Raw genomic sequence first — 23,871 nt, forward strand, 5'->3', positions numbered from 1 at the left:
TTATGTTGCAACATTTTGACCCTAACAAAGACTACGGTACACCAGCTTCTCTAAGCGAGAAGATGGTGACACTGGAAATCGATGGCGTGGAAATCACCGTACCAGAAGGTACGTCTGTGATGCGTGCAGCCGCACTTCACGACATTAATATCCCTAAACTGTGTGCCAGCGATAACCTAGAAGCCTTCGGTTCTTGCCGCATTTGTGCGGTTCAGATTGAAGGCCGCCGTGGCACACCTGCTTCATGTACAACACCTGTTGATGCTGGCATGAAAGTCACGACTCAAAACGACAAGCTTGCGAAGCTTCGTCGTAACATCATGGAACTGTATATTTCCGATCACCCGCTCGACTGTCTGACTTGTCCAGCAAACGGTGACTGTGAACTACAGGACATGGCAGGGGCAGTAGGTCTACGCGAAGTGCGTTACGGCTTTGATGGCAATAACCATCTAGATGCGCCAAAAGACCAATCAAACCCTTATTTCACCTTCGATGCGAGTAAATGTATCGTTTGTTCACGTTGCGTACGTGCCTGTGAAGAAGTGCAAGGTACGTTTGCATTGACGATTGATGGACGCGGCTTCGACTCTAAAGTCGCTGCGGGCCAAGACGAAGATTTCCTTGATTCGGAATGTGTATCGTGTGGTGCTTGTGTACAAGCATGTCCGACCGCCACACTGATGGAAAACTCTGTCATTGACATGGGCACACCTGAGCACAGCGTCACAACGACATGTGCTTACTGTGGTGTCGGTTGTTCTTTCAAAGCAGAAATGAAAGGCGATCAGCTAGTACGAATGGTGCCAGCGAAAGAAGGCGACGCCAACCACGGTCACTCGTGTGTTAAAGGTCGTTTCGCATTCGGTTACGCAACCCATAAAGACCGTATTAAAGCGCCAATGATTCGTGATTCCATCGACCAGCCTTGGAAAGAAGTAAGCTGGGAAGAAGCAATCGGTTTCGCAGCAAAACGTCTAAAAGACATCCAAGCACAATACGGCCGTGAAAGTATCGGTGGTATTACGTCTTCTCGTTGTACTAACGAAGAAACGTACTTGGTGCAAAAACTGATTCGTGCGGCCTTTGGTAACAACAACACCGATACGTGTGCACGTGTATGTCATAGCCCGACCGGTTACGGCCTAAAACAAACACTGGGCGAATCTGCGGGTACGCAAACATTCGACTCCGTTATGTTCTCGGATTGTATTCTTGTTATCGGTGCCAACCCAACAGACGCTCACCCAGTATTCGGCTCGCTAATGCGTCGCCGTCTTCGTGAAGGCGCAAGTTTGATCGTAGCGGACCCACGTGAAATCGATCTTTTGAGCACACCTCACTTAGGCAACTCAACGCACTTGCCTCTTCGCCCTGGTACAAACGTCGCTATGATCAACGCTCTAGCACACGTGGTCATTACCGAAGGCTATGAGGACAAAGAGTTCATTGCAGCACGTTGTGAACAAGGTGCTTATGCGAAATGGCGTGAATTCATTATTGAAGAGCGTCATGCACCAGAAAATGTAGAAGAGATTACAGGCGTTAAAGCAGAGAAAGTACGTGACGCTGCACGTAAGTTCGCAACTGCAAAAAATGCATCAATCTACTACGGTCTAGGCGTTACAGAACATAGCCAAGGTTCAACCATGGTAATGGGCATCGCCAACCTTGCACTGGCGACAGGCAACATGGGGCGTGAAGGCGTTGGTGTTAACCCACTGCGTGGTCAGAACAACGTACAAGGTTCGTGTGATATGGGTTCTTTCCCGCACGAGCTACCAGGTTACCAGCACGTTTCTGACGCTGTTGCCCGTGCTCGTTTCGAGAAAGTATGGGGCGTAACGCTAGACGACGAACCAGGTCTACGTATCCCGAACATGTTCGATGCGGCCTTGTCTGGTGAATTCCGTGCCATGTACGTTCAAGGCGAAGACATCGCTCAGTCCGATCCGAACACACAGCACGTTGAAGCTGCTCTATCAGCATTGGATTGCTTGATCGTACAAGACATTTTCTTGAACGAAACAGCGAAATTTGCTCACGTATTACTACCAGGTTCTACTTTCCTAGAGAAGAACGGTACCTTCACTAACGCAGAACGTCGTATCAACCGCGTTCGTAAAGTGATGCCACCGGTTGCAGGCAAAGAAGATTGGGAAGTGACAGTTGAGCTTTCAAATGCTTTAGGCTACCCAATGAACTACTCTCACCCATCTGAGATCATGGATGAGATTGCGCAATTGACGCCAAGCTTCGCCAACGTTAGCTACGATATGCTAGAAAAACACGGCAGCCTACAGTGGCCATGTAACGATGAATTCCCGATGGGATCTCCGATCATGCACACTGAAAGCTTCCCTATCGGTGACGAAGGTAAAGCACTGTTCGCTGTAACGGAGTTTGTACCAACAACAGAACGCGCTAACGGCCGTTTCCCATTGTTGCTAACAACCGGCCGTATTTTGAGCCAATACAACGTAGGTGCTCAAACACGTCGTACAGACAACCAAGCGTGGCATGATGAAGATATTCTAGACATTCATCCGCACGATGCCGAAGAACGCGGTATTAAGACAGGCGATTGGTTGGGCATTACCAGCCGTGCAGGTCAAACTGTTCTCCGTGCGCGTGTTGCTGAGCGTATGCAGCCAGGTGTGGTATACACAACATTCCATCACCCAGGCAGTGGCGCAAACGTGATCACAACCAATAACTCAGACTGGGCAACCAACTGTCCTGAGTACAAAGTGACTGCAGTGCAAGTTGAGAAAGTATCTCAGCCATCTGAATGGCAGAAGAACTTCCAAGACAACCATGAACGTCAATATGAGTTCTTGCGTAGCGCAGCGTCTTCCGCTGATGCTGTTAAATAAGTAGGTATTGAGAGAGCACTATGTTTCATACTGAAGAAGAAAGCATCGTAACGATGATTAACCACATTGCTCAAAACAATGTGAGCGCAGGCTCTGATTCGGACGTCGCAGATATTGTGGAGAACCACATTATTAAATTCTGGTCACGTCGCATGAAGAAGATCCTAGCGGAGCAACTTGCAAGCGGTACGGAAGAATTTGAACCGGCCGCTAAGTTAGCCGCTGAACGCTTATCTGCGAAGGTCAGCGCTTAAGCTTCATTTAGCCATAGCATTACGAAAGCCCCTCATTAGAAGGGGCTTTTTTTTTACCTAAATAAATATGTTCATCCCACTCCACTTCGACAAAATTAACGGTACAAGCCGTCATGAATACGCTGAATTGCCACCCATAAAAACGTCCTTTAAATTGCCTATTACCGTCGAAAAAACAATCAGAGTAGCATTTTAAACACTCGCCAAAACAACTTAAGAAACATAAACTCCAATAATATATAGACAACTAATTTTCTTAACCATAAAAACAAACTCCACTTTTCTATTTCAAGAACAGTCACCCAAAAAAATAAAAACCTTATTTATCAAAAACTTAAAAATTTCATTCCTGCTTTTAGCTCCTATCCATTTTCGTAACCTGCATCAAATAGACTTACATGAACCAAAACAAGAGCATTAAAAAGAAAAATAACATTAGTTATTCTTATGTTATTCATTAGTTTAAAGGGCGTTTACGGCCTCTTTCTTGATCGCTAACGTATTACCATCGATAGCATTCATAAAGGTCTTCCCATGGGAATAAAATCAAATAGATCCGATACGGACTACGTAATACTCGCTAACAAAGGCATGTTTCGGGACCTTAACCCGAATATGGCGCTCTTCTCGAAAGGGCTCATCCTCGCTTTTGTCATTTTTACACTCTACGACGTCGACTTCGCTGCGAGTACTTTTTCTGGGATGCAGTCTTGGATTCAAAATAGCTTAGATTGGTTTTACGTTTTATCGATGTGTGTATTTGTTGGTTTTACGTTCTACCTCATGTGTTCACGCTACGGCCACATACGACTTGGCAAAGACGACGACCGTCCAGAGTTCAGCTATTTCTCTTGGTTCTCAATGCTGTTTGGTGCGGGGATGGGAATAGGCCTATTGTTCTGGTCCATTGCTGAGCCGTCTTACCACATTCAAAACAGCCCTTTCCTTGCTGACGGTGCCGCCAATACCATGGAAGGCGCGAACGTTGCTATGCAAACAACGTTCTTACACTGGGGACTACATGGTTGGGCCGTCTATGTCATCGTGGGCTTAGCATTAGCGTATTTTGCTTATCGACATGAGCTGCCACTGACAATCCGCTCAGCTCTATACCCGATCTTTGGCGATAAGATTTTCGGCTGGCGCGGTCATATTGCCGATCTACTGGCCGTATTCGGGACGCTATTTGGTGTAGCGACCACCCTTGGGCTCGGCGCTGGCCAGATTAATGCTGGCTTGAATTACATGTTCGGAGTGGAAATTGGCATTGTCCCGCAGGTCATTATTATCGGTGTTGTATCGGTGATTTCGACCATCTCAGCGGTATCAGGGGTTGGTCGTGGCATCAAAATCTTGTCTGAAGTTAACATGTGGCTGTCGATTTTACTGATCATAATCTTTCTATTTGCGGGCCCTACGGTGTTCTTGCTTGGCTTCTTCGTAACGAATCTAGGAGATTACATTGTAAACATGATCCCGATGGGTTTTTGGGTTGACCCTGACCCTACACGACAGTGGCAAGGCTGGTGGACAGTGTTCTACTGGGGGTGGTGGATTGCTTGGGCACCCTTCGTCGGCATGTTTATCGCACGAGTATCAAAAGGTCGAACGATTCGCGAATTCTGTTTAGGCGTACTGCTGGTTCCGACATTAGTGACATTCTTTTGGATGGCGATTCTAGGTGGCACAAGCATGCACATGGAGCTATTCGCTGAAGGCGGTTTTGGTACTGCCGGTGTGATCAATGCCGTTAATGAAGACATTTCCAAGCCTTTATTTGTCGTCATCGAAAACCTCAACTTAGGTATTTTGACGCAATTTGTAGCCTTGATCTCTTTAATCCTAATCATTACCTACTTCGTCACCTCATCTGACTCTGGCACCTTAGTCATCACCACCATGGTGTCGATGGGAAGTGAAACGCCACCGACTGGCTATCGTGTTTTTTGGGGACTAAGTGAAGGCGTTGTTGCGGCAGTGTTATTACTCGCTGGAGGATTAAAAGCACTACAAACAGCGTCTCTTGCCGCAGGGCTTCCGTTTGCTTTTATTATCTTCATGATGATGTACGCATTAATAAAAGCCCTACGGGCAGACTTCAAAGGCGTTCAGCAGATACGGGAGGTTGCGCCGCACGAGCATACCGATCGCACAGATCACTATATTTCGATTTTGAATAATAGATAAGCATTCAACATAGTAAAGGGCACCCTAAGGTACCCTTTACTACTTACACACGCTGGATATTCGCCAACACTGTCTTTTTATCGATACTGCGCAGTAAATATAAGGTCGCAACAATTAGCCCTAGTTCAAAGAAGACTTGCACTCGAAAATTTGACGCGTAAACAGTAGGTGAGAAGCCCAACATAACAACACTCATCACACCAAAGACAAGAGCCAGTAAAGCAAATTTACTCTCTTTCACTTCTGCCATAAGTCCTAGCATTAACGTTAATACCGCTGACATCACCCACATCATCAATAAATAACCAGCATAGGTTCGCCCACTGGGAATCGATTCTGCGTCGATACCGCCTTGATATGAAAACCCCATTAAGCTTTCATTGAGGTTAGCGCCAGACTGATACTGCAAGAAAAAACAAATAATATAGAGCCCAACGACCATTGCGCTGATTTTTTCACCCCACGAGCGGCTTGGCTTAAAGACGGATATAGCTAATAACACCACCATAAAAATACACAATGGCCAATTATCCGACTTCACAAACACATTATAGAGTTTATCCACACCTAATAGCACCTTTTCCAGTAAACCAAAATCCTGATAATTCGGAAAATACATAAATATCGATCCGAGCGTGCGACTGGCATTTCCTGGGGCAAGAAAAAGCAATGCACTGTTGGCCAATGTCAGAGCTAATATAAACCACTTAAAAGATGTTCGCTGTTGATATAAAGACAGGCAGACAGCTAAACAAAATAGAATCGTCACCTGTTCTTGATAGGCAAAAATCAGAACGCTCAATGACGCTAGCACTCGACGCCACATAACGACTCTAGGAGCGGTTAATTCAGTAAAACAAAAGAGTGCCAGTGCACTCGGTAATAAATAGTTATAGAAGCCTGTCACCCAATAGAATGACTCTGCCATCACCTCCACAGGAGCCAACGCCAACATAATAAGTACGAGTAAGATCTTAGCCGCTGAAATCTGCCACTTTGTTAGCTTGAGCATAGAATAAGACAGCAGCAATATTGTTAAAGGTACCAATAAATGCCAAAACCATTTGAGTGTAATGGTTCCAACCATTAATAAGTCAATTGCAATGCGACCACTCCACTGCAAATAACGCTCCCACCACCATGCAAAGAGATTGCGGGTATTGGCTACCTCACTAAAATAAGCATCGTCCCCCCAACTTAGCAAATCTAACGATGAACTGAGCAGCACTAGATACGCAACAATAACGATCCAAAGAGATCGGTTTAGCGATTTATAAACACTGATAGCTGGCACTAAAAACCTCACCTGTTGCATTAGTGGCATGCACGACTATTTTACCTGTATAAGGGGATGAAAGATTACGATACCCAGCTTTAAATCCAACCAGCTTATAGGCCGGATCCAGCTCGAGAGCATTGACGACATCTGCTCGCGACTCAGAAAATGTTTCAAATTTCCGATAGCGATTATTGCTCAACTCAGCATAAACACTGTAGCTCGCGTGAGGTTGCTCTTGTATATAAGCCCAGCCTCTGACCATCGTCTTTTTGTTGCGCTTCATTAAATCGCATTGATCAATGGTAAGTTGGGTAATCCCGCCTGAGTCTTCGACAATATATTCTGTCGGATCATTCCAGATGAAAAAGGCAGCGACCACTAATAGAATAGAGCCCCCAAAGAGCAACAGACATATACCATTTAATAGTCGCTTACTCATGAGTATCTTTATCCTTTAATAAATATCGCGGCCGTTTTTTAGTTTCCATATAAACCCTACCGATATATTCCCCTAGTACACCAATACCAATAAGCTGTATGCCGCCCAAGAATAAGATCGATACCAGCAAACTCGGATAGCCCGGTACACTGTTTCCCCAAATCACTTTATCTAAAATCAACCAGCCGCCGTAGATAAAAGAGACTAATGCGATAGTAAAACCAATATAGGTCCAAACACGCAGCGGGAAGGTTGAAAAACTGGTAATGCCTTCTAAAGCTAAATTCCATAACTTCCAGCCGTTAAACTTGCTTTCACCTACGAAACGTTCAGGTCGGACGTATTCTACAATTTCAGTCCTTCCGCCGACCCAAGATAAAACCCCTTTCATAAAAAGGTTATTCTCGCCCATACGCTTAACATCTTCGACCGTTTTGCGAGACATCAGACGAAAATCGCCTACATTGTCTTCGATTTTGGTTTTACTAATCGCATTATGAAGGCGGTAAAACCATGTTGCAGTAGAGCGTTTGAGTAGGCTATCAGATGAACGATCTGCTCGTTTAGCCAACACAACATCGGCTCCAGCTTGCCATTTCTGGATCAGCATCGGAACCACTTCAATAGGATCTTGAAGATCCACGTCCATAGGAATCATTGCGTCGCCCGTAGCATGCTCAAGACCTGCCATAAGCGCGGGTTCTTTACCGAAATTTCGAGTGAAACTAAGCACTTGGATATTTGTATCTTTAGAGGCTAACCCTAGGGCGACTAACTCAGTATTGTCTTGGCTGCCGTCATCTATAAAAACGATCTCAACTTCGTATTCACTGAGATACTGCTGTACCTTCTGGTAAAAAACGGGAATGGCGGCCTCTTCGTTATAAACAGGCACGATAAGTGATATTTTCAAAGCAACTCCTTTTACATATAAACCAAGCTAATACCGCTGATTCTATTCAATTGCGAGATGCGGGCTACTTTGCCATATTTTCGCACTGAATTCTCCACTATAGTCCGCCGGAATATCGATAATTGGTCGCAAGAGCGCCCTAATCTAAGAATCTCACTTTCTTACAACGCCAATCTGTTTTACTATTTTGAGATTAAGTCTTGGACATCCAATGTTATCGCCTGACCAAACTTAATCGCACATATCCTTTTCGCAATTTCATTCAGTAGGAACTCATAATGGCGGCTTTTGGTAGCGTGTTTATGCCGAAAATGGCATTAGCAACATTCGAAAATAATCAATGGTCTGACGCTCAGATCGTTTCATCTGACAGCATCTCTCTGCACCCAGGTGCGCACGTTTTGCACTACTCAAGCACTTGTTTTGAAGGCTTGAAAGCATTCCGTCACGAAGACGGCAGCGTGCATGTCTTTCGAATGGACCAAAACGTCAATCGCTTCGCGCAAAGCAGCCAATTGTTGTCGTTGCCGGAAGTCGATAAAGAACAAGTCTCTCAAATGATTAAAGACGTTGTGGCTGAATACGCCGCAGATGTTCCTTTACCTCCTGGCTCAATGTACATTCGTCCGACACACATCGGTACAGAAGCAGCGGTTGGCAAAGCGGCAGCACCCTCTGAAACATCGATGGTTTACATCTTGCTTTCACCAGTAGGTGATTATTTTGCTGGCGGAGCTAAAGCACTGCGACTATTACTTGATGAGACCGGTCAACGCTGCGCACCACATATGGGAATGATCAAGAGTGGTGGTAACTACGCCAGTGCTCTTGCACCAACGCTTGAAGCGAAAGCAAAGTACCAAGCCGATCAAATTCTTTTCTGCCCAAATGGCTACATCACTGAAACGGGCGCGGCTAACTTCTTGATCGTTGATGGCAACGAAATCATTACCAAAGCGCTGGACTCAAGCTTCCTACACGGCGTTACGCGCTCTAGTATTCTTACCATCGCTGAAGATCTGGGCATGACTGTTTCTGAGCGTGAAGTATCTGTTGAGGAACTGCTTGAGCGCGCTGCGAAACCTGGTGTTGAAGCCATGCTTTCTGGTACCGCTGCGGTATTAACGTCTGTAGGCACCTTCATTCACAATGATAAAGAATACAAAGTCGGTTCTGGAGACACAGGTCCTGTGGCTCAGAAACTGCGCCAAGCTCTGAATGACATTCAGTGGGGCAAAGCACCTGACAAGCATAACTGGTTGACCAAGATCGCCTAAGCGACTTTCGTCAGTTTATCAAAGCCAGCATTTTATGCTGGCTTTTTTTTGCACACAGTCTCCTTACTCCTTTCCTTGAGGTTCTATGTAGTTACCACTATAACGTTAACTATACACATTAATTAAAGGAGTAGGTCATGAGTTCTGAGAACCATTATACGCCACCAAAAGTTTGGAAATATGATGAGAAGGAGGCAGGGAAATGGTCCAAAATTAACCGCCCTTACTCTGGTCCAACTCATGATAAAGCTCTACCACAGGGCAAGCACCCTTTCCAGTTACATTCCCTAGCAACACCCAATGGCCAGAAAGCAACCATCATGTTCGAAGAGTTGTTGGAGTTAGGCTTAGATGACGCAGAGTACGATGCGTATACAATTGATATTGGTGAGGGCAAACAGTTTTCTTCAGGCTTTGTCGACATCAACCCTAATTCAAAAATTCCAGCAATGATCGACACCACTACTGACCCACAGATACGCGTATTTGAGTCTGGCTCCATCCTTCAGTATTTAGCAGAAAAATTTGATGTGCTGGTGCCAAAAGATATCAAGGGGAAAACCGAGTGTCGCAACTGGCTAATGTGGCAAATGGGCTCAGCGCCTTTCCTTGGCGGTGGTTTTGGTCACTTTTACGCCTATGCGCCAGAGAAACTCAAATACCCAATTGACCGTTACACGATGGAAACTAAACGCCAGCTAGACCTGCTGAATAAGCACTTAGTTGAAAATAAGTATATGGCGGGCGATGAGTACTCTATTGCAGACATCGCTATCTGGCCTTGGTATGGCAATTTAGTATTGGGCAAACTTTACGATGCAGCCGAGTTTTTAAATGTCGAAGAATACACCTATGTGAAACGCTGGGCCGAGATGATCGCCGAACGTCCTGCTGTGAAACGTGGGGTGCGAGTAAATCGTACATGGGGCGATGATGGGCTGACTGAAAGGCACAGCTCAGCAGACTTCGATTAAGCTATCTCAACTCTGGACTGAAGCATAACTTCAGTCCTTACTTCCACAACTCACCAAACTTATCTTTATGGCAAAGGTAAATACGCAGCTCAAACTCTAGTTGGTGATAATCCGGTTCCATATGGCGACACAGCTTATAAAACGCTTTGTTGTGCTCTTTTTCACGAAGATGGGCTAACTCGTGTACCAAAATCATTCTCAACATCGCTTCTGGTACACGCCGAAACATAGCAGCAACGCGAATTTCATGCTTTGCCTTGAGCTTACTACCCTGTACCCGCGATACAAAGCTATGCAACCCTAACGCATTGTTAATCACGTGAATTTTATCATCATAGATAACTTTACTTATGGGCGCGGAGCTGCGCATAAACTCTTGTTTAATGTCTTGCGCATACTCATAGAGCTGCTTTTCACCTGCCAACTGGTGAGAATTAGGGTATTTATTCTTCAGCCATGCTCCGGTTTTCTCTGCTGCTAACATTGCCTCTACCTGCTGCTGCAAGCTCGATTCATAGCCATTTAAATAACGCTTCACATTCGACACGGACTATCTCTACTCTATGCTAATCACTGACTTAATAGTGTAACGAACCACTCGATCAAAAAGGAATAAAATCTCTCTGCTGCAAGATTAACTTAAGCAATTTTCAAGAAATCAGGGGAAGTATGGTCAAACAATGCAACCTGTTTCCATTCACTCTTGTCTAAGAAATGGCTGTGTTAAGTTTGGCGGTATATGCCGTTCAAGACTAAAAGGACCCTACCTATGAACAGAGCTTTGCTAATCCCTTTTATTGCTGTCAGCCTAGCTTCTTCCGCTGTCTTTGCCGATACCGACAGTAACACTGATAACTGGTCAGGCTCCGCTGAGCTTGGCTTTGTTTCTACATCAGGCAACAGTGATACTAACAATATTAATGGCCGCTTAGACCTGACCCAAGAGTCCATTCAGTGGCGAACAAACTATACTCTTAGCTCGCTGTACAGTAGCTCAGATAGCGATACGACTGCCGAAAAGTATTCCGGCTCCATCCAGAGCAACTACAAATTTAATACGGAAGAGTTTTGGTATGTCCGCGGCTCTCATGAAAATGATCGTTTCTCAGGCTATCGCAGAAAAAGCTCTGTTTCCACTGGTTACGGTAATCGCTTCTGGCAAGCAGCGGATGGATCCTATTTAGAAGCGTCCGCTGGAGTAGGTTATCGCGACTTTGCGATTGACCGAGACACGCTAAACGCTGATTCTGACCGAGGCAATTTTGTTCGCTTTGCGGGGACTTATGAAAAACGCTTCACCAAAACGTCTTTATTTCGCCAAGAGCTGACCAGTGAGATCAGCACTAATGGAGGCAATACCGTGAATGAATCCGTTTCCTCATTACAAGCGAGCATAATCGAGAATTTAGCAATGAAGCTGGCCTACCGAGTGAAATACACATCGGATGTACCAGCAGATACAGATACCACAGACACCGAAACCACGGCATCGGTGCTGTACTCGTTCTAACGTCTCGTTTACAGGTTTAAACAAAGCCTTGGGTTACTTATCCAAGGCTTTAATCAATACAGAGGTGTCCTGACGCCCACGACCATCTTCAATTAATCCCTGATAATCCGAATCAATCACTTGGGTATACGGTAATGTTAGTCCCATGCGCTGCGCTTGAGCCAAAGCAATGCCTAGGTCTTTGTGCATCCATTCAATCGCGAAGCCAAAATCAAATTCGTCCTTCGCCATGGTCGCACCACGGTTTTCTAACTGCCATGAGCCAGCCGCACCATACTTGAGTGTTTCTACTAAGGTTTCAACGTCTAATCCTGCTTGCTGAGCAAAGCGGATACCTTCTGACAGGCCACTTAAAACACCACCCACCAATATCTGATTTACCATTTTAGTCAGCTGGCCAGCGCCTACCTCCCCCATGCGTGTATAAGCTTTAGCGAAACATTCTAACACCGGCTGAGCCTCGTCAATATCCGCTTGAGAGCCACCTATCATAACCGTTAGGACACCATTTTCCGCACCGGCCTGTCCTCCAGAGACTGGCGCATCTAAGAAACGGCACGCTTTGGCTTCAGCGGCTTCAGCAAGTTCTTTTGCCACTTCGGCTGAAGCGGTTGTGTGATCAATAAACAAGGTCCCAGGTTGCGCTGATGTCAAAGCCCCCTGTTCGCCTAAATACAATTGACGCAGATCGTCATCATTACCCACACACGTTAGAACAATATCCGAGACGTTTGCCGCGCTTTCTGGCGTCAATGCCATTGCACCCGAGTATGCCTCTAACCAATTTTGAGCTTTACTTGGTGTGCGATTATAAACCGTGACGTCATGACCTGCGCGGCTCACATGACCTGCCATTGGGTAGCCCATTGTGCCTAGCCCTAAGAAACTTACCTTCATCATGTCACTCCTTATTAGTTCAATCTCTGTTTAGCTTACGCCAATTCAAGAGGCTTTTTCGAGCCAAAAAAAGCCTGCTTTAATTGGCAGGCTTTTGGAAATAATCACTGGAACTTTTCGTTTTAACGTAGCTCGTTCAAACGCTTAGCGATCGCGTCAATTTCTTCACTCATGTGACTTAAATGACTGGAATCATCTGCATTGCTGCTGGTTAATGCCTGCAAGCGCGATACAAATTGGGTCAAATCATTCGAGACTTTTTGCTGCTCATTTGCCGCAACCGATATCTGTGTTGCTTGATCGGTAATCAAAGAGAATGAACTCACGACTTCCTGCAAATGACTGGCGGTAGATTCCGCACTGGTCACCGCTTTCTCCGTTTCAGAAAGGCCCTGTGACATCGAGCTAACGGAGTCTTTCGAAGCATCTTGCAAACGGTTTAATACACGCTCAATCTCTACTGCAGAACTTTCACTCTTAGCCGCTAGATTTCGAACTTCATCCGCAACGACCGCAAAACCGCGACCAGTCTCACCGGCACGAGCCGCCTCAATGGCTGCATTTAATGCCAGCAGGTTGGTTTGCTCAGCAATATCCCGAATAACACTCAACATGCTGTGAGCTTTGCGACTGTCTTCGTCCAGTTGTAAGATTTTCTGCTGAGCACTGTCCATGGTTTTCGACAATACTCGCATGGTATTGATCACACCTGACATCTCATCGCCGCTGGTGCGAACTTCCACATGAATTCGTTCGACTGTCGATTTGGTTTCATTGGAATACATCGCAACGTCCGAGGATGTGGCGCCAAATTGCTCGGTCGCCGCCGCCAAAGTATGGTTCTCGTCACTAAGGCTATTGGCCTTACTCAAAAATTCATTACTGAAATTTTTCAGTCTTCCGGCATCACTCACCAACTTACTTGATTCAGCGTGGATACTCGCAAGTAAGGCCTTCAATTTATCGCCATACGCATTCACCGATGTCCGCAATGCGCCAATCTCATCACCATGAAGAATCTGAAGCGCTTGTGAGGTATTGCCAGACACCAAGCCGTTAATCTGCTCCGTCGTCTGTTCGATACGAGCTAATAACCTACGGAAGAACATTAGCGTGATCCCACTAACAACGATCAATAAACCGCCTAATGCGATCATTAGAAACCAACTCATACTGTCAGCGACTTCGGTCATAACGCCTTTAGGAACGACCAAACCAATCGTCCAACCCGTTTTTGGCTCTTTGATAATATCAACGAAAGCAGACTGCCCCAAAATCTCATCTCTTGACAACGCCATCATAGTTTCAGAGTTATTACGTGCCGCATTCAAAGCCGGTGCCAACCAAGGTAGTTGGCTCGCTAATTCTTTCGCAGTCACCATTGAGTCATCGGCTTTAACAATTTTTGCGGCCGACTTAGGGAAGCTGAGCATTTGACCTTGAGCATCCAAAGCAAAAACATACCCTTCGCTCTGAGACCCATAATCTTCTAGTACCTGCGTGATACCACCCAGCAACATATCGACTGTCGCGACACCGGTAAATTTCCCTTGCTCCTTGATAGGAACGGTACACGTCACCATGGGCACTTTAGACACTGGGTCGGTATAGGCTTCCGACCAGCTACAACGATCAATCGGCGCATTACGCCCAACGCTATACCAACCCTCATTGTGGTATCCCGAACCTGCCGGATCATTATAGTCTTCCAGTAATTCGATACCTGACCCAGAACGCGCCCAAAAAAAGCTACGACGCTCAACACCTTGGGTAAACGCATTAGGCTCCGGCCAGATACCGCCCCCCGCAATACTATCATCACCATGATTATCAATCAGAGGAGGGAATACCTGTTTAAAAAGTGCTGCGTCTTTTGGTAATTGCGCCGCTGCTAAAGCGAGCGAGCTGGTCATCAACTGTACTTCGTCTAATTTAGCACCGAGTAACGCGACTACTCCACGCTGGTTAACTTGTATTTGAGCTTGGCGCTCTGCTATCAGATCCGTCTTAACTTTTCCTTCTACCACCATATAAATCATAGCAATGGCTAACACAAAAATAACGGCTAACCCCAATACCACTTTCTGGCGAATCATCATGGCTGACTTCATAGACGTATCAGTACTCTTAGTATTTTAAAAGGGGCCATCAGTAAGGCTTTCACCTAACAACAGCAGGACTCTTTAATTCATAGCACAGTTTGCACAAAATGAGATATAAATAAGGCAGGAAAATTAAAAGGCGTGCAAACGAACACAGAGCGTCCGTTGCACGCCAGCACACCGCAGTACCAGTCAAGCTGGCATCCACAGTATTCTTTGGGGCAAGTCCCAGATCACACTTTAAGCGTAGACCATCGGTTTCGCTTTTACAGCACCGCGGCAACTCGATATAGTGACGTCACCACCTACAAGGGAGTCGTTATGTCTCAGTCCTCCGAGTTTCGTTTTACGTTTCTAAGTCACGATCACAACATTGATCTAAGTTCGGCACACTTAACCGCCGAAGATATGGGGCTTCCTAGCGACATTGCCATTGAATGTAAGTTACAGACCCTACGTGGCGGTAAGCAGCAAGGCTCTAAGCTCATCACCCTAACTGTGGGTGACAAAGTACTAAGAGTCATACCAACGCGCGCTATGGCCATTTTAGATGCGTCTCGGGGTGAACTGCGTTATGGCTGGGACTCTCCCATTACTGAAGTAGTACACCCAAGCTTTATCAATCAAGAAGCGTCCGGCGGACTTGGATGGCTCGATGGCTTTAATGAAATGCTGGTTCGCTGTGGCTATCAATGGGCCGGACACCCTGGAGAAGACAATGGCGACATGCTGACACTTCATGGCCGTATCCAAAATACACCGGCCGATGAAGTCGTTCTTACCGTTGAGCAATTCCCACCTTATCGCGTTACGTTATCAGGACGAGTAGACGAAAAGCGTTTTAAGTTCACCAACTTTGAAGTGCACACTGAGCTTTCTCTGACACCTGATGAGCCCTACATCCACATTCAAGATACGCTTACCAACCTCTCGAATTACGATAATACCTATCAGGCGATTTACCATAATAATTTCGGCGCGCCATTGCTTGAGGAAGGGGCTTCATTACATGTCGCCGCCACGCAAATTTCGCCTTTCAACGACTATGCGGTCAATGGCGTACATGAATGGGGTCAACTGTCAGCACCAACAGAAAATTTCGACGAGATGGTGTTCAACGTACTGCCCATCGCTGATGAAGAAGGCATGAGCCATGCTCTAATGAAAAACGCCGCAGGCGACGCCGCGATTGAAGTCAGCTGGGCGCAAAACACACTCCCCGTTTTGACCTTATGGAAAAATACAGACACCGTCGAGCAAGGCTATGTAGTCGGTATCGAGCCTGGAACATCCTTCGCCTACAACCGCAAGCATCAGTGGAATTTAGGACTCGTGCCAACGATTAAAGGAAAAGCCAGTAAGGTCTTCAAAGTACGCTTTGGCCTGCTAACAGACAGTGAGTCAGTGGATGCCAGTGTGGCAAGAATCGATGCTCTGCAACTAACACCGACACTTGTCAGCAATAATCCTTTAGTAGCACTTTAAGAGTTGAATAAGTGGCAGGACAAATATTCTATGCCCTGCCATCTTCGATCTGATCAATTGACCATTAAACCACTAAATCCACGTGCTGCAGGCTATCTATCGAGCCATCATCCCGCACATATAAACCAGTTTCGCGAACGACACCGGTTTGCTCTCCTTGCTCGTCAAACAAGCTAAACAGCGAACTGGTGCGTTCTAATACAAAGGCGCTGATACCAACATCTTTTAAGGAAAGCAGCGACTCATTACCCGATTCGTCGCGCTGCACCAGCACTAACTCTTGCCAAATATCATCCAACTCGTCGATCAAGCCATCTTGGTTATCGTCATACTTGGCTAAGTCTGCAAAGCCGCTACCTGAGCGAGGGCCAAACAGTTCGTTACCGTCATCAATGCGGCCATTGCCGTTTTTATCCACGGCAAGAAAAGCAGAATCACCGGTCGCGAACGCTATCTGCTCTTTTTCGCCGTCGCCATCAATGTCAAACGACGTACGCTGATTGGTCAACTGTGCCACGTTACCGTTTAAATTCACTACTAATGGATCGACTGTACGACTTGATAACGTTATTTGGCCGTAATATTCCTCCACCTTTGAACGTGACATGTCCAGTCGAAAATCAACATCCAATTTGCGTCCATCGTTCAGTTCTAGCTTGCCCTGTATCGCCACAGAGCTGGATTCCGTTTCTGTCACATAGCGATACTCTTGAATGGCTTCAATCACTTGACGGCGTCCACCCGTTCCCTCATCGCTTTGACGAGCACTTTCTGGCGGTTGCGCGACGGATTGCTGCGCCTCTGAAGCCTTTTGAAAGTCACGTTCATCAAACAGGCTAATCTCAACACCAAACATACGCTCCAGCAATGTCAGCATTTTCGAAAACCGCTGTTCAATAATGCTGATACTTTTTGTGGCTTCGTCTTCGACCTCCAGCTCTTGTTGTACCTGTGAACTGAAGGCAACCTCTTGCTGCCGGGTAATTCGTTCGGAAAACTGTGCCTGAGCAAAGGCGGCGGGGCGTTGAGCGTTTGTATTGGTGTCCGGCTCTTGCTCGATTCGAGTACGCCGTTGACCGCTAAACGTTGAAGTTTGATGCGCGTAGCGCGATTGAAAGGATAGCTGACTCTCTGCCATGTGACGGCCTCCCTGAGTGGTTAATTTCAGGTTAACGGCCGCCAAACATGTTTATTTAATAACCAATTATACTAATAACAGTTTCTGTAATACTATTTTTGCTTATTTTCACCCACTGAGTCTTTTGGAACAAAGTGTAAAAACAAGCCGAGCGCGATCAGCAAGAAGGCGGCGCTGACGACAATCGCAACAGGGTAATACAAATTACCGGCCATATCTGCTTGGCTGTATTTGATCACCATAATCAAACCTTCTAAGGACAGCGCCACACACACCGTACTGATAAAGCGAGGCAGGGTACGTCGCATCATGACGATCACATCGTGTTCATTCTTATTGCCATACTCTTTATTAATCACCATGGCTAACTCAAACACCGCGATCGCGATAATGTTCGAATTAATGATTTTAATTAGGACCTGTGTCAGTTCTTCTCCACCCGTAAATTGAGTGAACCCTGTAATGAGACTGCTACCACAAACCAGAACAGCCAGTATGAAAAACAGTGTGGCTAAGAATTTTGCAAAAAACTTCTGAATATTTGCGCTCATGAGGCACTTCCTTAAATGAATTTCTTTACACTTTACGGGCTCATTTTAATACAATCCAGTGTTACTACAGAAATACCTTAACCCTTCCTCAAAGTGAGTAGTGTATCGCTCTTTTTCAGTCCAGTAACGAATTAGTCAACCCACTAAGCAACTAACGAGTGCGCCGAGTTTGTGCGGGAGATTGCCCCATCGTCTTACGATAAGCCCGTGAAAAGGCCGATGGACAAGAAAAGCCAAAGCGATCAGACAGAATAGCAACCGGAATTTTAGTGGTTTGTAATAAACGCTGCGCTTCGGTCAATTTACGTTGCAATACGTATTTTTGAGGGCTCATACCCAGCAAAGACTGGCACACCGTGTAGAAATGACTTTCACTCATATTAAAATACTGAGCTAACCATGCATTACTAAAATTTTGCTCCGGTGACAGGTCAATCAAACGTTGGAGTTCCGCAATATCTAACCGCGAATGGCTTATTTTATGCCAAAGCACATCTTGCTCAATCACTGCGTCGGCTATCTGCATCAGCAACATAGGCAACATTTGCGTCGTCAGCCTTTGTTTTGCAACTTTAGAAAGACCCAGTAACTGTGTTGCTGCAAACTCAACGCACGGCATAGCAGTGGCAGGTAACAGAGCAAAACGAGACGACTGCTGGAAAAGTTCGGGAACAGACACCCCAGCGCTTTCTTCAATGTAGCGCATGACTGGATCACTCGGCACCAGGTCTATGACCAATATCTCGCAGTCTGACGAATGACCTTGGTACAAATGAGGAAGCACTTCTGGCGCCATGGCAAAACGGCCACGAGATAAATCAAGAGCCGCGGAGCTGAGTTCACACGTCATGATTCCCTGCCAGCCAATCAAGACCTGAGAATAGTCATGTATATGCTCACCTTGCTGCGTTGCGATCCTATTTCGACGCAAGCTACTTTGCTTGTTCTCTTGCATAAGGCCTTAGCTACCCTTCACTCTAACCGTCTCTATATAGCAACTCTCAGTTGTTATAGATAGCCTTGGTCAACTATAGCAGAGTTTTGGTTAACTCTTACGTGTGGCAAGGTCTAGGATAAAGCGTAGACCATCTCCTCTCCCTGCAATAAGGATTCATAATGTACTTATCGGCCGAAACCCTTACCCAGCGCCTTACTTGGCCAGCCATGATTGATGCTTTGCGTACTATCTTTACCACCGATGTTCACTCTCCAGTACGCCATCATCACTTTATGGATGTTCCAGATGAGCCTCAAGCCACTCTACTACTGATGCCCGCATGGATTGAAGGTCAGTATTTAGGCGTTAAGCAAGTCAGTGTGTTTCCGGGTAACAATGCCAAAGGTTTACCAGGGCTCACCAGTTTATATACGTTAAGCAGTGGTACAACCGGTGAAACCTTAGCGCAAATGGATGGCAATATTATCACCGCACGACGCACCGCAGCGGCGTCAGCCTTGGCATCATCTTACCTCTCACGCTCGGACACTCGTTCCATGCTAATGGTTGGGGCTGGACGCATGGGACATTTCTTAGTGCCTGCTCATATGAGTGTGCGTGCTATTGAAACCGTATGGATCTGGGATCGCAATGAAGACATGGCGCAGGCGTTTGCCAAAGAGCTTGTCGCGCAAGGCATTGATGCGCATGCTTGCGTGCAAGCCGACTTACCTCGCATTGCTGGCGAAGTAGACCTAATCAGCTGTGCTACGATGGCAAAAGAACCGGTTATTCAAGGGCGCTGGTTACGCCCAGGTACGCACGTAGACCTCGTTGGCAGCTTTACGCCTACCATGCGTGAAGTCGATAACCAAGCCATGCAAGCAGCGAATGTCTTTGTTGATACGCGTGCCGGCGCTTTAGCCGAGACAGGCGACTTAATCATCCCTATCAAAGAAGGCGCCTTCTCAGAAGAGGATATTTGTGCGGAACTAACAGAGCTTTGCGGGGCTGAACATAAAGGCCGAGCGCAATTAGCGGATCCAGATAAGGCGATTACCTTGTTCAAATCTGTTGGCGACTCACGTGAAGATTTGGCTGCTGCTATATTGGCTTATAACGCTTCTTAATTAATTGACTGACTTAATCGACGCACCATCAGGAGAGCCCCATGAACCGCACATTATTGGATTCCAGCATTATTCCTGCAAACACGACCGGTAAACCCAGTTTCGCGGTCGTGGGGGCTGGCGTTGTAGGACTGTGTGTCGCATTGGAAGCACTTCGCCAAGGCTATGCCGTCACCTTACTAGACAGCAATGAGCCCGGGACTGCAGCCTCTTATGGCAATGCAGGCTATCTCGCGACAGAGTTAATCGACCCATTAGCAACGCCCGAATCGGTTCGAAGTGCCCCTAAGCTATGCCTCGACCCTGATGGACCTGTCTGTGTACCGTGGAAATATCTACGCAATTCGATTCCTTGGTATGCAAAGTTTCTTGCCGCGTCGAATACCGCCAATGCGCAACAAGGCACACAGGCTCTCTCTGCACTGAACCAACTTTCTGTCTCATCATGGCAACGGCTTCTTACGGATATCGATGCCACCGATCAGATCATCAAAGTAGGCAATTTAGTCGTATGGGAAAACCCTGAAAAAAAAGCAGACGCTCACGCTTTGATTGAACGGATGGCCACTTTTGGCCTCACCTGCGAATATGTCGAAGGGCAACGTCTTGCTGATTTAGAGCCGGAGTTATCACAGCAATTAAGTCATGCGGTGTTCTTCCCAGATGCTTATCGCTTAAGTGATCCCTATGCCGTTTGCCAAACACTTTATAACACCTTCATCGAACGAGGCGGCCAGTTTTTCCAGCAAAAAGTGATGGGACTCGAGGCTCATCATAAGGCCATTCAGATCTATCTTGAAGATCAAAAAGCCTATCCGTTTGACCACGTTACGGTGTGCGCAGGCGCTTGGAGTACAGAACTGCTAAAACAAGTGGGCATAACTGTGCCGCTGGAAGCAGAGCGCGGCTATCAATTAACCTTCCCAGAGAAGAATCAACAACATCTAAACCACATGGTCTTATCTGCTGATCGCCGCTTTGTTATGTCGCCGTTAGACTCTGGTTTACGTGTGGTTGGCATGAGTGAAATCGGAGGTACATCATTGGCTCCAATTAAGAAGCGCTATGCCGTGCTCAATAAGCACACCAAAGCACTTCTACCCGAGGCGTATAGCAAAGGCAAAGAGGCGCCCACAGAGTGGATGGGGCACCGCCCGACCTTACCTGACTCGCTGCCTGTGATTGACCAACACCCTACGTTTTCACGCTTAAGTTTTGCTTTTGGGCATCAGCACCTTGGCATCACGCAAGCGGCTATCACCGCAGAGTTGTTGCTGCAAAAAATACAGAATGAGCCAACGCTGCTGTCATTAAATGCATTTAAAGTAGATCGTTTTTAATGCTTAACATGAACAGGTCAAAGGCTGAGCGACTATCCGTTATACCGATTCGCCTGCTTCGTCTTCTTCGATGATGTCGGTTTCAGTTAGCGCGTCTTCCAACCATTCTTGCATCGCGGGGTGGTTAAGCATGGTTTGCTGATACGCTTTGGCCGACTCAGATAGCTCTACGCCGTACGTCATAAAACGAAATACTACCGGCGCAAAGAAGGCGTCAGCCATACTGAATTCACCGAATAAGTAGTCGCCTTGTGACTCGTAGCGTAGGCGCTGCTCACCCCAGATGGCATCAATGTTGGCGATGTCTTTAGCGATGGCGTCATTGATATCGACTCGACGACGGGCGCGACAGTTCATCGGCATGGCATTACGCAAAGCTGTGTAACCACAATGCATTTCGGCCACCGTTGAACGAGCTACCGCACGAGCCGCACGATCGATAGGCCAACCTTTGCCAGCCAAGTAGGCTTCATTGATGTATTCTGCAATCGCTAATGAATCCCACACATTAATGCCATCGTCGACCAACACAGGCACTTTTTTGACTGGTGAATAAAGTGCTAATTGTTGGTAAAAGTCATCCGTAAACAGGGTGAGCTTCACTTCTTCAAACGGCACGTCGAAGGCTTTTAGCGCCAGCCAGCCGCGCAGTGACCAAGAGGAGTAGTTTTTGTTGGCAATGATCAGTTTCATGTAAGCAGTTCCTTAGCGAGTGGTTAGAAGTGCTTTCATTGTGCGCCCTTGATATTTATATGACTAACGAATAGTTTTAATGGATTACTTTCGTTTTGCTAATGAATGGATGGTGCCATGGATATTGATGCGTTGCGCAGCTTTCTAGCCTTTGTCGATACGGGGAGCTTTACCCGTGCTGCCAAACAAACCTATCGTTCCCAAAGTGCCATCAGTATGCAGATGAAAAAGCTCGAAGAGGCCACGGGGCAATCACTGTTTACCAAGGAAGGACGCAATGTTGCCTTAACGGAGCGAGGGCAAGAGCTGGTGAGCTATGCTCGACGAATTCTTTCCTTGCACGACGAAGCCATGAGCCACTTTAAGCACACGGTACATCATCGACCGCTGGTATTAGGTTGCCCAGATGATTATGCGGAATCCGTGCTGCCGGATGTGGTCGCTTTAATGCGCGAGCATTTGCTCCAGCAAACCTTAACCATTATCTGCGATTGCAGCTCCCAGTTACGCCTTATGCTGGATCAAGGTAAGGTCGATGTGGCGATTTTAACGCGCGCCCCTCATGCGGAAGAAGGCTACCTACTGAAGCATGATAAAGGGGTCTGGGTGCATGGCGGGAAGAGTTTGGAAAACGAGAGTTTGCCCTTAGTCCTGTATGAGCCGGACTGCAAATTCCACAGCGCGGCCATTGACGGCATGGAAAAACAAGGCCGTCCCTATACCTTAGTCGCCAGTTCGTCGAGCGCCACAGCGATTAAAAGCTTATTACGCCGCGGCATTGGCATCAGCGCTATGGCGGTCTCCAGCGTGTCTCCTGGATTAACCATTAGCCGTGACACCAGCCTACCTCCGTTGCCGTCAGTGGACATTGTATTGGCAGTTGCACCGGTGCCACATCCAGCTTTTGGTAGTCATTTAGCGGCTAAAATCAGTCAACGCTTCCAAGCAACCGCTTAGTCTCCGTTGTCTGAGGTAGGTGTTTTTAAGTAGCGTTTGATAAAGCGCCAAAACGCATTGGCCTCAGGACTCAAGGTCTGATTTCTAAGACGAACCATAAACAGCGGAAACTGGCTGTGGGAGCTGAAGTTTTCCACATCCATGCGTACCAAGCGCCCTTCCTCTAGAGAGTCCTTGATCATGTAATGGGGCATACGTGCCCAGCCCATGCCCGCTTGTACCAAGGTTTTCTTGACTTGGAAATCGTTCACGTGCCAGCGTCGACCCGTTGGTAAGACAAAACGATGCTCCTGTTCTTCCGCTGAGCGACTGGCTAAGATTTGCGGTAAGGAATACAAGGCTTGTTGCTTCACTTTTTGTGAGCCAGCCTGCAGTGTAGGCAGCAGATCGGGATGCACGACGCAGGTCATTTCCAACTTGCCCACCTCAACAAAGATATGCCGATCATCAAGACCATAGCTGGGACCAATGGCAATGTCGGATTTCTCTTTGACCAGATGCTCTTGTACGCCGTTTAAGTGATCGGTCGTCAGTTCAACCGCAATGTGTGGATGTTCGGCATCAAATGCCTTAAGCAGCCCAACAATGTGTTCTGTCAAACTCATCTGACTGATGCATAAGCGCAGCGGCTGCTGTTCAGTTCCTTGAGCTAAGTGGTGCCCCAGGTGCTCTAATTGATTTACTTGTAGCAACAGCTTTTTACTCTGCTTAAAGAAGGCTTTGCCCTCTGCTGTGAGTGTTGGACGATAGCTATCACGATCCAATAGCTGGATACCATACTGCCCTTCCAAGGCTTTGACGGCAGCACTGATACTCGGCTGGGTTTTATGAATCGCCTCGGCAGCAGCACGAAAGCTGCCCATTTCAACCACCGCAATAAAAGCCCTGAGTTGATCCAGCTTCATGATAAAAATTTCCTTTCATTACAATCA

General features: G+C 46.7%; 21 protein-coding genes. 10 read left to right on the top strand and 11 right to left on the bottom strand.

Annotated elements, in window-relative coordinates; translation table 11 throughout:
* Positions 1-2: 2 nt before the first annotated feature.
* From fdhF to AYW76_RS03580, 3 genes are all read left to right on the top strand, one after another.
* Complete coding sequence (gene fdhF / locus AYW76_RS03570) at positions 3-2,876, top strand: formate dehydrogenase subunit alpha (RefSeq protein WP_067215861.1); 2,874 nt, start codon at positions 3-5, stop codon at positions 2,874-2,876.
* Positions 2,877-2,896: 20 nt separating this feature from the next.
* Positions 2,897-3,130 carry a formate dehydrogenase subunit delta gene (locus AYW76_RS03575; protein WP_067215863.1) on the top strand — a complete coding sequence of 78 codons (234 nt, stop codon included), beginning with the start codon at positions 2,897-2,899 and terminating at the stop codon, positions 3,128-3,130.
* Between the two features lie 534 nt (positions 3,131-3,664).
* A complete protein-coding gene (locus AYW76_RS03580) occupies positions 3,665-5,317 on the top strand; it encodes a BCCT family transporter (RefSeq protein ID WP_067215866.1) in 1,653 nt (550 codons plus the stop codon).
* 43 nt (positions 5,318-5,360) lie between these two features.
* Here AYW76_RS03580 and AYW76_RS03585 read toward each other — a convergent pair whose 3' ends face one another.
* The 3 genes from AYW76_RS03585 to AYW76_RS03595 are packed head-to-tail and all read right to left on the bottom strand — an operon-like array spanning position 5,361 to position 7,948.
* A complete protein-coding gene (locus tag AYW76_RS03585) occupies positions 5,361-6,611 on the bottom strand; it encodes a hypothetical protein (protein ID WP_067215870.1) in 1,251 nt (416 codons plus the stop codon).
* On the bottom strand, positions 6,589-7,035 hold the full coding sequence (locus tag AYW76_RS03590; protein ID WP_067033136.1) for a hypothetical protein: 447 nt from the start codon (positions 7,033-7,035) through the stop codon (positions 6,589-6,591). The genes AYW76_RS03585 and AYW76_RS03590 overlap by 23 nt, the downstream gene beginning before the upstream one ends.
* On the bottom strand, positions 7,028-7,948 hold the full coding sequence (locus AYW76_RS03595; protein ID WP_067215873.1) for a glycosyltransferase family 2 protein: 921 nt from the start codon (positions 7,946-7,948) through the stop codon (positions 7,028-7,030). The genes AYW76_RS03590 and AYW76_RS03595 overlap by 8 nt, the downstream gene beginning before the upstream one ends.
* 278 nt (positions 7,949-8,226) lie before the next feature.
* Here AYW76_RS03595 and AYW76_RS03600 point away from each other — a divergent pair, with 278 nt between their 5' ends.
* Positions 8,227-9,225: a branched-chain amino acid aminotransferase gene (locus AYW76_RS03600; RefSeq protein WP_067215876.1), complete on the top strand. Its 999-nt coding sequence runs from the start codon at positions 8,227-8,229 to the stop codon at positions 9,223-9,225.
* A 137-nt stretch (positions 9,226-9,362) separates the two neighbouring features.
* Positions 9,363-10,199 (top strand): glutathione-dependent disulfide-bond oxidoreductase, encoded by an 837-nt coding sequence (gene yghU, locus AYW76_RS03605; RefSeq protein ID WP_067215878.1) that lies wholly within the window; start codon positions 9,363-9,365, stop codon positions 10,197-10,199.
* Between the two features lie 37 nt (positions 10,200-10,236).
* Here the strand turns inward: yghU and AYW76_RS03610 are convergent, their stop codons facing one another.
* A complete protein-coding gene (locus tag AYW76_RS03610) occupies positions 10,237-10,737 on the bottom strand; it encodes a M48 metallopeptidase family protein (RefSeq protein WP_407942991.1) in 501 nt (166 codons plus the stop codon).
* A gap of 231 nt (positions 10,738-10,968) precedes the next feature.
* Here AYW76_RS03610 and AYW76_RS03615 point away from each other — a divergent pair, with 231 nt between their 5' ends.
* Positions 10,969-11,709, top strand: coding sequence for a DUF481 domain-containing protein (locus tag AYW76_RS03615; protein WP_082866086.1), 741 nt, complete (start codon positions 10,969-10,971; stop codon positions 11,707-11,709).
* A 33-nt stretch (positions 11,710-11,742) separates the two neighbouring features.
* On the opposite strand, the gene AYW76_RS03620 is transcribed toward AYW76_RS03615, so the two are convergent.
* The gene (locus tag AYW76_RS03620; protein WP_331709431.1) at positions 11,743-12,609 is read right to left on the bottom strand and encodes an NAD(P)-dependent oxidoreductase; all 867 of its coding nucleotides are present in this window, start codon (positions 12,607-12,609) and stop codon (positions 11,743-11,745) included.
* A 119-nt stretch (positions 12,610-12,728) separates the two neighbouring features.
* Positions 12,729-14,705 carry a methyl-accepting chemotaxis protein gene (locus AYW76_RS03625; RefSeq protein ID WP_231872540.1) on the bottom strand — a complete coding sequence of 659 codons (1,977 nt, stop codon included), beginning with the start codon at positions 14,703-14,705 and terminating at the stop codon, positions 12,729-12,731.
* A gap of 144 nt (positions 14,706-14,849) precedes the next feature.
* Between AYW76_RS03625 and AYW76_RS03630 the strand changes: the two genes are divergently transcribed.
* Positions 14,850-16,193, top strand: coding sequence for an aldose 1-epimerase family protein (locus tag AYW76_RS03630; RefSeq protein ID WP_231872541.1), 1,344 nt, complete (start codon positions 14,850-14,852; stop codon positions 16,191-16,193).
* Positions 16,194-16,257: 64 nt separating this feature from the next.
* On the opposite strand, the gene AYW76_RS03635 is transcribed toward AYW76_RS03630, so the two are convergent.
* The 3 genes from AYW76_RS03635 to AYW76_RS03645 all read right to left on the bottom strand — a co-directional run bounded on the left by AYW76_RS03635 (position 16,258) and on the right by AYW76_RS03645 (position 18,837).
* Positions 16,258-17,331: a hypothetical protein gene (locus AYW76_RS03635; protein ID WP_067215894.1), complete on the bottom strand. Its 1,074-nt coding sequence runs from the start codon at positions 17,329-17,331 to the stop codon at positions 16,258-16,260.
* Between the two features lie 92 nt (positions 17,332-17,423).
* Entirely contained in the window at positions 17,424-17,882 is a 459-nt protein-coding gene (locus AYW76_RS03640; protein ID WP_067215898.1) for a hypothetical protein, read from the bottom strand.
* Positions 17,883-18,033: 151 nt separating this feature from the next.
* Entirely contained in the window at positions 18,034-18,837 is an 804-nt protein-coding gene (locus AYW76_RS03645; protein ID WP_067215901.1) for an AraC family transcriptional regulator, read from the bottom strand.
* 161 nt (positions 18,838-18,998) lie between these two features.
* On the opposite strand from AYW76_RS03645, the gene lhpI reads away from it, so the two are divergent.
* Both lhpI and AYW76_RS03655 read left to right on the top strand, forming a co-directional pair.
* Positions 18,999-19,949, top strand: coding sequence for a bifunctional Delta(1)-pyrroline-2-carboxylate/Delta(1)-piperideine-2-carboxylate reductase (gene lhpI / locus AYW76_RS03650; RefSeq protein ID WP_067215903.1), 951 nt, complete (start codon positions 18,999-19,001; stop codon positions 19,947-19,949).
* A 41-nt stretch (positions 19,950-19,990) separates the two neighbouring features.
* Entirely contained in the window at positions 19,991-21,289 is a 1,299-nt protein-coding gene (locus AYW76_RS03655; protein ID WP_067215906.1) for an NAD(P)/FAD-dependent oxidoreductase, read from the top strand.
* 39 nt (positions 21,290-21,328) lie between these two features.
* Here the strand turns inward: AYW76_RS03655 and AYW76_RS03660 are convergent, their stop codons facing one another.
* Complete coding sequence (locus AYW76_RS03660; protein WP_067215908.1) at positions 21,329-21,982, bottom strand: glutathione S-transferase family protein; 654 nt, start codon at positions 21,980-21,982, stop codon at positions 21,329-21,331.
* 117 nt (positions 21,983-22,099) lie between these two features.
* Here AYW76_RS03660 and AYW76_RS03665 point away from each other — a divergent pair, with 117 nt between their 5' ends.
* Entirely contained in the window at positions 22,100-22,939 is an 840-nt protein-coding gene (locus AYW76_RS03665) for a LysR family transcriptional regulator (protein ID WP_067216112.1), read from the top strand.
* Here the strand turns inward: AYW76_RS03665 and AYW76_RS03670 are convergent.
* Positions 22,936-23,844: a LysR family transcriptional regulator gene (locus AYW76_RS03670; protein ID WP_067215911.1), complete on the bottom strand. Its 909-nt coding sequence runs from the start codon at positions 23,842-23,844 to the stop codon at positions 22,936-22,938. The genes AYW76_RS03665 and AYW76_RS03670 overlap by 4 nt on opposite strands.
* Between the last annotated feature and the right edge of the window lie 27 nt (positions 23,845-23,871).

Origin of the sequence: Marinomonas gallaica, from assembly GCF_001639745.1 — a bacterium.
Lineage (GTDB): Bacteria > Pseudomonadota > Gammaproteobacteria > Pseudomonadales > Marinomonadaceae > Marinomonas > Marinomonas gallaica.

Excerpts from the sequence above, each read along its gene's own strand:
- lhpI (WP_067215903.1), top strand. The coding sequence starts at position 18,999 with ATGTACTTATCGGCCGAAACCCTTACCCAGCGCCTTACTTGGCCAGCC.
- AYW76_RS03625 (WP_231872540.1), bottom strand. The coding sequence starts at position 14,705 with ATGATGATTCGCCAGAAAGTGGTATTGGGGTTAGCCGTTATTTTTGTG.
- AYW76_RS03615 (WP_082866086.1), top strand. The coding sequence starts at position 10,969 with ATGAACAGAGCTTTGCTAATCCCTTTTATTGCTGTCAGCCTAGCTTCT.
- fdhF (WP_067215861.1), top strand. The coding sequence starts at position 3 with ATGTTGCAACATTTTGACCCTAACAAAGACTACGGTACACCAGCTTCT.
- AYW76_RS03660 (WP_067215908.1), bottom strand. The coding sequence starts at position 21,982 with ATGAAACTGATCATTGCCAACAAAAACTACTCCTCTTGGTCACTGCGC.
- AYW76_RS03575 (WP_067215863.1), top strand. The coding sequence starts at position 2,897 with ATGTTTCATACTGAAGAAGAAAGCATCGTAACGATGATTAACCACATT.
- AYW76_RS03620 (WP_331709431.1), bottom strand. The coding sequence starts at position 12,609 with ATGATGAAGGTAAGTTTCTTAGGGCTAGGCACAATGGGCTACCCAATG.
- AYW76_RS03665 (WP_067216112.1), top strand. The coding sequence starts at position 22,100 with ATGGATATTGATGCGTTGCGCAGCTTTCTAGCCTTTGTCGATACGGGG.
- AYW76_RS03655 (WP_067215906.1), top strand. The coding sequence starts at position 19,991 with ATGAACCGCACATTATTGGATTCCAGCATTATTCCTGCAAACACGACC.
- AYW76_RS03670 (WP_067215911.1), bottom strand. The coding sequence starts at position 23,844 with ATGAAGCTGGATCAACTCAGGGCTTTTATTGCGGTGGTTGAAATGGGC.
- yghU (WP_067215878.1), top strand. The coding sequence starts at position 9,363 with ATGAGTTCTGAGAACCATTATACGCCACCAAAAGTTTGGAAATATGAT.
- AYW76_RS03645 (WP_067215901.1), bottom strand. The coding sequence starts at position 18,837 with ATGCAAGAGAACAAGCAAAGTAGCTTGCGTCGAAATAGGATCGCAACG.
- AYW76_RS03590 (WP_067033136.1), bottom strand. The coding sequence starts at position 7,035 with ATGAGTAAGCGACTATTAAATGGTATATGTCTGTTGCTCTTTGGGGGC.
- AYW76_RS03580 (WP_067215866.1), top strand. The coding sequence starts at position 3,665 with ATGGGAATAAAATCAAATAGATCCGATACGGACTACGTAATACTCGCT.
- AYW76_RS03640 (WP_067215898.1), bottom strand. The coding sequence starts at position 17,882 with ATGAGCGCAAATATTCAGAAGTTTTTTGCAAAATTCTTAGCCACACTG.
- AYW76_RS03635 (WP_067215894.1), bottom strand. The coding sequence starts at position 17,331 with ATGGCAGAGAGTCAGCTATCCTTTCAATCGCGCTACGCGCATCAAACT.
- AYW76_RS03600 (WP_067215876.1), top strand. The coding sequence starts at position 8,227 with ATGGCGGCTTTTGGTAGCGTGTTTATGCCGAAAATGGCATTAGCAACA.